Origin of the sequence: Streptomyces flavochromogenes (assembly GCF_000717595.1) — a bacterium.
Classification (GTDB): Bacteria; Actinomycetota; Actinomycetes; order Streptomycetales; family Streptomycetaceae; genus Streptomyces; species Streptomyces flavochromogenes.
The window spans coordinates 1-6,862 of sequence record NZ_JNZO01000070.1 but is presented as its reverse complement, the minus strand read 5'-3'; the positions used below and the strand labels follow the sequence as shown (position 1 = coordinate 6,862).

General features: G+C 72.0%; 9 protein-coding genes and 1 pseudogene. 5 read left to right on the top strand and 5 right to left on the bottom strand.

Annotated elements, in window-relative coordinates:
• Positions 1 to 273: pseudogene (locus IF00_RS0140175) on the bottom strand (heme-binding protein); the annotation flags it as partial.
• Between the two features lie 151 nt (positions 274 to 424).
• Positions 425 to 1,342 carry a transcriptional regulator CynR gene (gene cynR / locus IF00_RS0140170; RefSeq protein ID WP_030327036.1) on the bottom strand — a complete coding sequence of 306 codons (918 nt, stop codon included), beginning with the start codon at positions 1,340 to 1,342 and terminating at the stop codon, positions 425 to 427.
• 95 nt (positions 1,343 to 1,437) lie between these two features.
• On the opposite strand from cynR, the gene IF00_RS0140165 reads away from it, so the two are divergent.
• From IF00_RS0140165 to IF00_RS0140145, 5 genes are all read left to right on the top strand, one after another.
• The gene (locus IF00_RS0140165; RefSeq protein ID WP_030327034.1) at positions 1,438 to 2,031 is read left to right on the top strand and encodes a carbonic anhydrase; all 594 of its coding nucleotides are present in this window, start codon (positions 1,438 to 1,440) and stop codon (positions 2,029 to 2,031) included.
• 159 nt (positions 2,032 to 2,190) lie between these two features.
• Positions 2,191 to 2,658, top strand: a complete 468-nt coding sequence (cynS, locus tag IF00_RS0140160) for a cyanase (protein WP_030327032.1) — start codon at positions 2,191 to 2,193, stop codon at positions 2,656 to 2,658.
• A gap of 181 nt (positions 2,659 to 2,839) precedes the next feature.
• The gene (locus tag IF00_RS0140155; protein ID WP_030327030.1) at positions 2,840 to 3,601 is read left to right on the top strand and encodes an SDR family NAD(P)-dependent oxidoreductase; all 762 of its coding nucleotides are present in this window, start codon (positions 2,840 to 2,842) and stop codon (positions 3,599 to 3,601) included.
• Between the two features lie 110 nt (positions 3,602 to 3,711).
• Positions 3,712 to 4,428, top strand: coding sequence for a TetR family transcriptional regulator (locus IF00_RS0140150; protein WP_030327028.1), 717 nt, complete (start codon positions 3,712 to 3,714; stop codon positions 4,426 to 4,428).
• A gap of 131 nt (positions 4,429 to 4,559) precedes the next feature.
• Positions 4,560 to 5,021: a zinc ribbon domain-containing protein gene (locus tag IF00_RS0140145; protein WP_245234792.1), complete on the top strand. Its 462-nt coding sequence runs from the start codon at positions 4,560 to 4,562 to the stop codon at positions 5,019 to 5,021.
• On the opposite strand, the gene IF00_RS0140140 is transcribed toward IF00_RS0140145, so the two are convergent.
• From IF00_RS0140140 to IF00_RS44685, 3 genes are all read right to left on the bottom strand, one after another.
• Positions 4,955 to 5,911 (bottom strand): electron transfer flavoprotein subunit alpha/FixB family protein, encoded by a 957-nt coding sequence (locus IF00_RS0140140; RefSeq protein ID WP_030327024.1) that lies wholly within the window; start codon positions 5,909 to 5,911, stop codon positions 4,955 to 4,957. The genes IF00_RS0140145 and IF00_RS0140140 overlap by 67 nt on opposite strands.
• 38 nt (positions 5,912 to 5,949) lie before the next feature.
• On the bottom strand, positions 5,950 to 6,735 hold the full coding sequence (locus IF00_RS0140135; RefSeq protein ID WP_030327022.1) for an electron transfer flavoprotein subunit beta/FixA family protein: 786 nt from the start codon (positions 6,733 to 6,735) through the stop codon (positions 5,950 to 5,952).
• Positions 6,736 to 6,763: 28 nt separating this feature from the next.
• Positions 6,764 to 6,862, bottom strand: a 99-nt coding sequence (locus IF00_RS44685) for an acyl-CoA dehydrogenase family protein (protein WP_155525297.1), incomplete at its 5' end; no start/stop codon positions are given.

Genomic DNA, 6,862 nt, shown 5'->3' with positions numbered 1-6,862 from the left:
GTTGCGGTCGACGACGGCCACGGAGACGCGCTGGTTCTCCTTCTCGGCGGCGTCCAGGGTCGCCTGCGCGGCCTTCGTCGCGGCCTCGACCGTCAGGTGCGTGGACCGCGTGGTGTTCTTGTTCTTTGCGTCCGCCTTGGCGACCGCGGCGGCGGGGGCGGCCGCCGTGTTCTCGCCGGTCGCGCTCGCCGAGTAGGCACCGAAGCCACCGAGGGCGAGCGCGGCGACGATCGCGCCACCGGTGACGACACGGGTGCGCGAGGTCTTCTTCACGTGCTTCATGGGGTCTGCTCCAGTGAACTCGGTGGACTGCGGGGGCCGTCGGTGTTCCGTGGCCCGCTTCTCCTCCATCCTGGGGCCGTCCCCCGTCGCCGCCGGTCGTCGTCCCGGCTGCCTCCTTCGCCCGCAACGGTGGACCCCGGAGTCAACCGATCGGTTGACCCCCCTCGCCGTCCGGGTCCTCCTGGTGCCGGTGGAGGGCGAGGTCCGTGAAGGCGCGCGCGGCCGCGCTGCGGTAGCCGGCCGCCCGGCGGAGGAGGGTGACGCCGCGGGTCGGCAGGGCGGGGGAGAGCGGGACGGGGGTCAGATGCGGATGGTCCCGGGTGACGGCGTCGGGCAGGACGGTGGCGAGCGCGGTCCGCCGGACGATCTCGGTCAGCGCGCCGACGGCGCTGGCCTCCACCGCGATCCGTGGCCGGAGGCCGTGCTCGGAGACGTACGCGTCGACATGTCTCCGGGTGGCGAAGTCCTCGCTGAGCAGGGCGAGGTGATGACGGTTCAGTTCCTCGGCAGGTACGGGCTCGGTGCGGCCGGCGAAGGGGTGGCCGGGGCCGACGACGAGCCCCAGGGTCTCGGTGAACAGCGCCGTGCCCTCGATGCCCGGCAGATGGTCGCCCCGGAAGGCGATGCCGAGGTCGAGGCGGTCGGCCAGGAGCTCGGCCTCGATGCGGTCCTGGGGCGACTCCCTCACCTCCACGGCGATCCCGGGGTGCCGTGTGTGGAAATCGGCGACCAGCGGGCCCGTGAGGTACGTGAAGGTGGGGGTCGCGGCGAGCCGGAGCCGGCCCCGGGAGAGGTCGTGCACGTCGAGCACCGCCCGCTCGCCCGCCGCCAGGTCCTGGAGCGCGCGCCGCGCGTAGCCCGCGTACGCCTCCCCGGCGTCCGTGAGGCGCACCGTGCGGCCGGTGCGGTCCAGGAGCAGCACCCCGAGGGTCCTCTCCAGCTGCTTGATCTGCTGGGAGAGCGTGGGCTGGGCGATCCTGAGCTCTTCGGCGGCCCGGGTGAAGTTGGCGTGCTCGGCGACGGCGAGCAGATAGCGGAGATGACGGAGTTCCGGCTGCATGCCATCGACGATAACCGCAGCCATAGATGACGGCTATGGCAGATATCGACAAGGGGTCTTGGACGCTATAGGTGCTGGTCGTGCAGGGTGAAGGCATGCCTCATCTCGCCGAGGGAATCGCCCGCTTCCAGCGGGACGTCTTCCCCGCCAAGGCAGGGCTCTTCGCCCGCCTGGCCACCGTCCACCGCCCCGGCACCCTGTTCATCGGCTGCTCGGACGCCCGCGTCGTACCCGAACTCATCACCCAGACCGACCCCGGCGAACTCTTCGTCGTCCGCACCGCGGGAAACCTGGTCCCCGCCCACACCCCGGGCACCGACGGCGTCGCCGCCGCTGTCGAGTACGCCGTCACCGTCCTGGGCGTGCGGGACATCGTCGTCTGCGGGCACTCCGCCTGCGGCGCCATGACCGCGCTCGCCGAGGGCCGCGACCTGAGCGGCGCGCCCGCGGTCGCCGCCTGGCTGCGGCACGCCGACTCCTCCCTGGCCCGCACCGCGGCCGCCGGACGGGCGGGGGACGTGGCCGCGCTCGTACGGGAGAACGTCGCCGCACAGCTGGCGAACCTCTCCACCCACCCCTCCGTGGCCCGCGCCCTGACGCAGGGAGACGTACGGCTCCACGGCTGGGTCTTCGACATCGCCGACGGCGCCGTCGAAGAGCTCCCCGCGGCCTTCGCTTACGCGGCCTGAACCGCGCCTCTCTGCGGAGACCGCCGATGTCGCCCGCACCGCGCCTCTGTGCGGAGACCGCCATCGCCGCCCGCACCGCGCCTCCGTGCGCACAGCGACCCCGTTCGCCTCAACCGACCCCTAGTACTCGCGCATCGCCACCGAAAGGACGTACCTCTCATGGTGCACGCCCAGTTCGACCCCACCGCCCGTCACGAGCTCGCCGTCGCCGCCGTCGCCGCCAAGACCGTCAAGGACCTGAGCTGGCAGCAGATCGCCGACGCCGCCGGTCTCTCCGTCGCCTTCACCACCGCCGCCGTCCTCGGCCAGCACGCCCTGCCCGAGCCCTCCGCGCGGGCCGTCGCGGAGCTCCTCGGCCTGGACGAGGACGCGGTGCGGCTGCTGCGGACGATCCCCACCCGGGGCTCCCTCGACGGCATCCCCACCGACCCGACCATCTACCGCTTCTACGAGATGCTCCAGGTCTACGGGACCACGCTGAAGGCCCTCGTCCACGAGGAGTTCGGCGACGGCATCATCTCCGCGATCAACTTCAGGCTGGACGTGAGGAAGGTCGCCGACCCCGAGGGCGGGGAGCGCGCGGTCATCACGCTCGACGGCAAGTACCTGCCGACCAAGCCGTTCTGACCCGTCGCGCCGACGCGCCCCCCGGACGGTCCTCCTGGTTCCGCTTCCGGGGGCGCGGCCTGCGGTTCTATGGTGGGCGGCGCAGATCGCGCGGACCGCGCGGTCCTCCGCGGGCACGCGCCCGATCCGGCGGCCAACCCGGCGGCAGGGTCGCACCCGCACGACACGAACGAGGAGTTCCATGGACATCGCCGGCTCCGCCGCTCTCGTCACCGGTGCCGCTTCCGGTCTCGGCGCCGCCACTGCAGCGGCGCTCGCCGCCCGGGGCGCCACGGTCTACGGACTCGACCTGGACAAGGCCGTGGCCGCCGCCGGGGAGCTGCCCGAGGGCGTCCGGCTGCTCGCCGCGGACGTCACCGACGAGCAGCAGGTCCGCGAGGCCCTCGCCGCGATCGACGCCGACGGCGCCGAGCTGCGGCTCGCCGTGAACTGCGCCGGGATCGCGCCCTCGGCCCGCATCCTGGGCCGCAAGGGACCGCACGACCTCGCCCTGTTCCGGGCCGTGGTCGACGTGAACCTGATCGGTACGTTCAACGTGATGCGGCTCGCCGCCGAGGCCATCGCCCGGCACGAGCCCGACGAGCACGGGCAGCGCGGCCTCGTCGTCAACACCGCCTCCATCGCCGCCTTCGAGGGCCAGGTCGGCCAGATCGCGTACGCCGCCTCCAAGGCGGGCGTCGCCGGCATGACGGTCACCGCCGCCCGCGATCTGGCGCAGTTCGGCATCCGGGTCGTCACCGTCGCCCCCGGCATCGTCGACACCCCGATGATGGCCGGGTTCGGGGAGGACGTCAGGGCCGGTCTCGCCGCGAGCGTCACCTTCCCGCAGCGCCTGGCGCGCCCGGAGGAGTACGCCCGCCTGGTGACGATGGTCGCCGAGCACGACTACCTCAACGGCGAGACGATCCGGATGGACGGCGCGCTCCGGATGACGGCCCGCTGAGCCGAGGCGCAGCCGTCTCTGGGCCTCCGTACCCTCACGGCAGCACTGGGTGCCGGATCTGTCCGGCACCTAGTGCCGCGTCGTGGGGCTTCGGGTGTTAGGTTCGGGCCATGGGAACAGCCGGATCAGCGTCGACGAACTCCACGAAGCCCGCGATGCGGGACTCCCTCATCGCCGCGGCCTTCCAGCTCTTTCTGGAGCGGGGCTACGAGCAGACCACGGTCGACGACATCGTCACCCTCGCGGGCGTCGGCCGGCGGTCCTTCTTCCGGTACTTCCCGTCGAAGGAGGACGTGGTCTTCCCCGACCACGAGCAGTGCCTGGCCGACATGACCCGCTTCCTCGCGGCGAGCGCCGACTCCGACGACCCCATGGTCCGGGTCTGCGGCGCCGCCCGCCTGGTCATGCGGATGTACGCCGAGAACCCGACGTTCTCCGTGCAGCGCTACCGGCTCACCCGCGAGGTGACCGGGCTGCGCACGTACGAGCTGTCGGTGGTCTGGCGCTACGAGAAGACCCTCGGCGACTATCTGCGCACCCGCTGGGCCGACCGCAGGGACGGCACCCTGCGCGCCAACGTGGCCGCGGCGGCCGTGGTCGCCGCCCACAACCACGCCCTGCGGCACTGGCTGCGCTCGGGCGGCGAGGGCGACCCGCTGGCGGAGGTGGACAGCGCGCTGGAGTTCGTCCGCGGCACCTGGAGCCCCGACGCGGTCGTGGCCGCGCCGGCCGAGGAGGCGGAGGACGTCGTCGTGGTGATCACCAAGCGGTCCACCCCCATGTGGCGCGTGGTGCGCGAGGTGGAATCGAGCCTCGGCGAGAGCTGAGATCCCCCTCGGGGGTTCGCGGTATCTCTAATTGAGGGAACTCAGGTCTTTATTTGATGGCACTCAGTGCCATATCTTTACTCCATGCACGGTCGAGCCGCCGAGTGCAAGGAGAAGGCATCGTGTTCCACATGGGACTGAGGAGCGGGACCGCCGTCCAGGCCGCCGAGGAGGCGGGCCCCGACGCCGAGCTCTACTTCCAGCGCTGCCGCTGGTGCCACACCACGACGTTCCAGCGACTGCTCTGTCCGACCTGCGGGTCGACCGATCTCAACCCCGAACTCAGCGAGGGCGAGGGCGTGATCTCCGTACGGCGCGGGGTCGCCGCCGCCGATGCCGACCTCTGGCCGGTGTACATGACGGAGGGCTTCACCGTCCGCTGCCGGGTCGACGGGCCGCTGCACGCGGTGCGCCCCGGCGTCCGGGTCAAGGTCTCCTCGGGGGTCGGCGTGACCGGTCGCAGGCCGGTCGGTGGTGGCACAGAGTGCCACCACCCGCCCCTTTCGCGTCATCCGGAGCGGACGGGTCAGCGGGCGCCGATCTCGTCCGTCAGCTGCGGCAGCACCTCGAAGAGGTCGCCGACCACGCCGTAGTCGACCAGGTCGAAGATCGGGGCCTCGGGGTCCTTGTTGACCGCGACGATCGTCTTCGACGTCTGCATGCCGGCCCGGTGCTGGATCGCGCCGGAGATGCCCGCCGCGACGTACAGCTGCGGCGAGACCTGCTTGCCGGTCTGGCCGACCTGGTTGGAGTGCGGGTACCAGCCGGCGTCCACGGCGGCACGGGAGGCGCCGACGGCCGCGCCGAGCGAGTCGGCCAGCTTCTCGACGACAGCGAAGCCCTCGGCCGCGCCGACACCGCGGCCGCCGGAGACCACGATCGCGGACTCGGTCAGCTCCGGGCGGCCGGTGGAGACGCGCGGGGTGCGCGCGACGACCTTCGCGGCGTTGCCGGTGAAGGCGACGGTGACGTTCTCGACCGTGCCGGCGGCCGAAGAGGCCTCCGGGGCGGCGGAGTTCGGCTTGACGGTGATGACCGGCACGCCGCGCGTGACCGTCGACTTCACCTGGTACGAGGCGGCGAAGACGGACTGCGTGGCGACCGGGCCGTTCTCGCCGGCCTCCAGCTCCACGGCGTCGGTGATCAGACCGGAGCCGAGGCGGAGCGCGACACGGGCCGCGACCTCCTTGCCCTCGCCGGAGGAGGTCACCAGGACGGCGGCCGCCCCCTTCTCCTTCGCGAGCTGGGTGAGCGCGTCGACCTTGGGGACGACGAGCTGGTCGGTGAACTCGGCGCCGTCCGCGACGTACACGGTCGCCGCGCCGTACTCGCCGGCGGTGGCGGCGATCGAGGCCGCGGCCTCGCCGGCGCCGAGCACGACCGCCGAGGGCTCGCCGATGCGGCGGGCCAGGGTCAGCAGTTCGAGGGCCGGCTTGCGGACCGCACCGTCGGCGTGGTCCACGAGAACCAGGATCTCAGCCATGATTCGTTGCTCCTGTGGGGTGTCAGGCTGACGGTGGGTCAGATGAACTTCTGGGTGGCGAGGAAGGCGGCGAGCTGCTTGCCGCCGTCGCCCTCGTCCGTGACGATCGTGCCCTGGGTGCGGGCCGGACGGGCGGTGGCCGAGTCGACCAGCGTCCACGCCCCGGCCAGGCCCACCTCGTCGGCGTCGATGTCCAGGTCGTCCAGGTCGAGCTCCTGGACCGGCTTCTTCTTGGCGGCCATGATCCCCTTGAAGGAGGGGTAACGCGCCTCGCCCGACTGGTCGGTGACCGAGACGATCGCCGGCAGCGGGGCCTCCAGGAGCTCGGTGGCGGCGTCGCCGTCACGGCGGCCCTTCACCAGGCCGTCCTCGACGGACAGCTCCGACAGCAGGGTGACCTGCGGCAGGCTCAGCCGCTCGGCGAGCAGCGCGGGCAGCACGCCCATGGTGCCGTCGGTCGAGGCCATGCCGCAGACGACCAGGTCGAAGCCGGTCTTCTCCAGGGCCTTGGCGAGGATCGCCGAGGTGGCGATCACGTCGGAGCCGTGGATGTCCTCGTCGTTGACGTGGACGGCCTTGTCGGCGCCCATCGACAGCGCCTTGCGCAGCGCGTCCTTGGCGTCGTCCGGGCCGACCGTGACGACGGTGACCTCGGCGTCGTCGGACTCCTCGGAGATCCGCAGCGCCTGCTCGACGGCGTACTCGTCGAGCTCCGACAGCAGACCGTCGACCTCGTCGCGGTCGACCGTCAGGTCGTCGGCGAAACCGCGGTCGCCGGTCGCGTCGGGTACGTACTTCACACAGACAGCGATCCTCAGGGTCACGGCCTGGCTCCTTTCAAGTGACAGACGATTACGGGAGGTTGCGGGCCATGACGATGCGCTGGACCTGGTTGGTGCCTTCGTAGATCTGGGTGATCTTGGCGTCGCGCATCATGCGCTCGACGGGGTA

Excerpts from the sequence above, each read along its gene's own strand:
- cynR (WP_030327036.1), bottom strand. The coding sequence starts at position 1,342 with ATGCAGCCGGAACTCCGTCATCTCCGCTATCTGCTCGCCGTCGCCGAG.
- IF00_RS0140165 (WP_030327034.1), top strand. The coding sequence starts at position 1,438 with ATGCCTCATCTCGCCGAGGGAATCGCCCGCTTCCAGCGGGACGTCTTC.
- cynS (WP_030327032.1), top strand. The coding sequence starts at position 2,191 with ATGGTGCACGCCCAGTTCGACCCCACCGCCCGTCACGAGCTCGCCGTC.
- IF00_RS0140155 (WP_030327030.1), top strand. The coding sequence starts at position 2,840 with ATGGACATCGCCGGCTCCGCCGCTCTCGTCACCGGTGCCGCTTCCGGT.
- IF00_RS0140150 (WP_030327028.1), top strand. The coding sequence starts at position 3,712 with ATGGGAACAGCCGGATCAGCGTCGACGAACTCCACGAAGCCCGCGATG.
- IF00_RS0140145 (WP_245234792.1), top strand. The coding sequence starts at position 4,560 with ATGGGACTGAGGAGCGGGACCGCCGTCCAGGCCGCCGAGGAGGCGGGC.
- IF00_RS0140140 (WP_030327024.1), bottom strand. The coding sequence starts at position 5,911 with ATGGCTGAGATCCTGGTTCTCGTGGACCACGCCGACGGTGCGGTCCGC.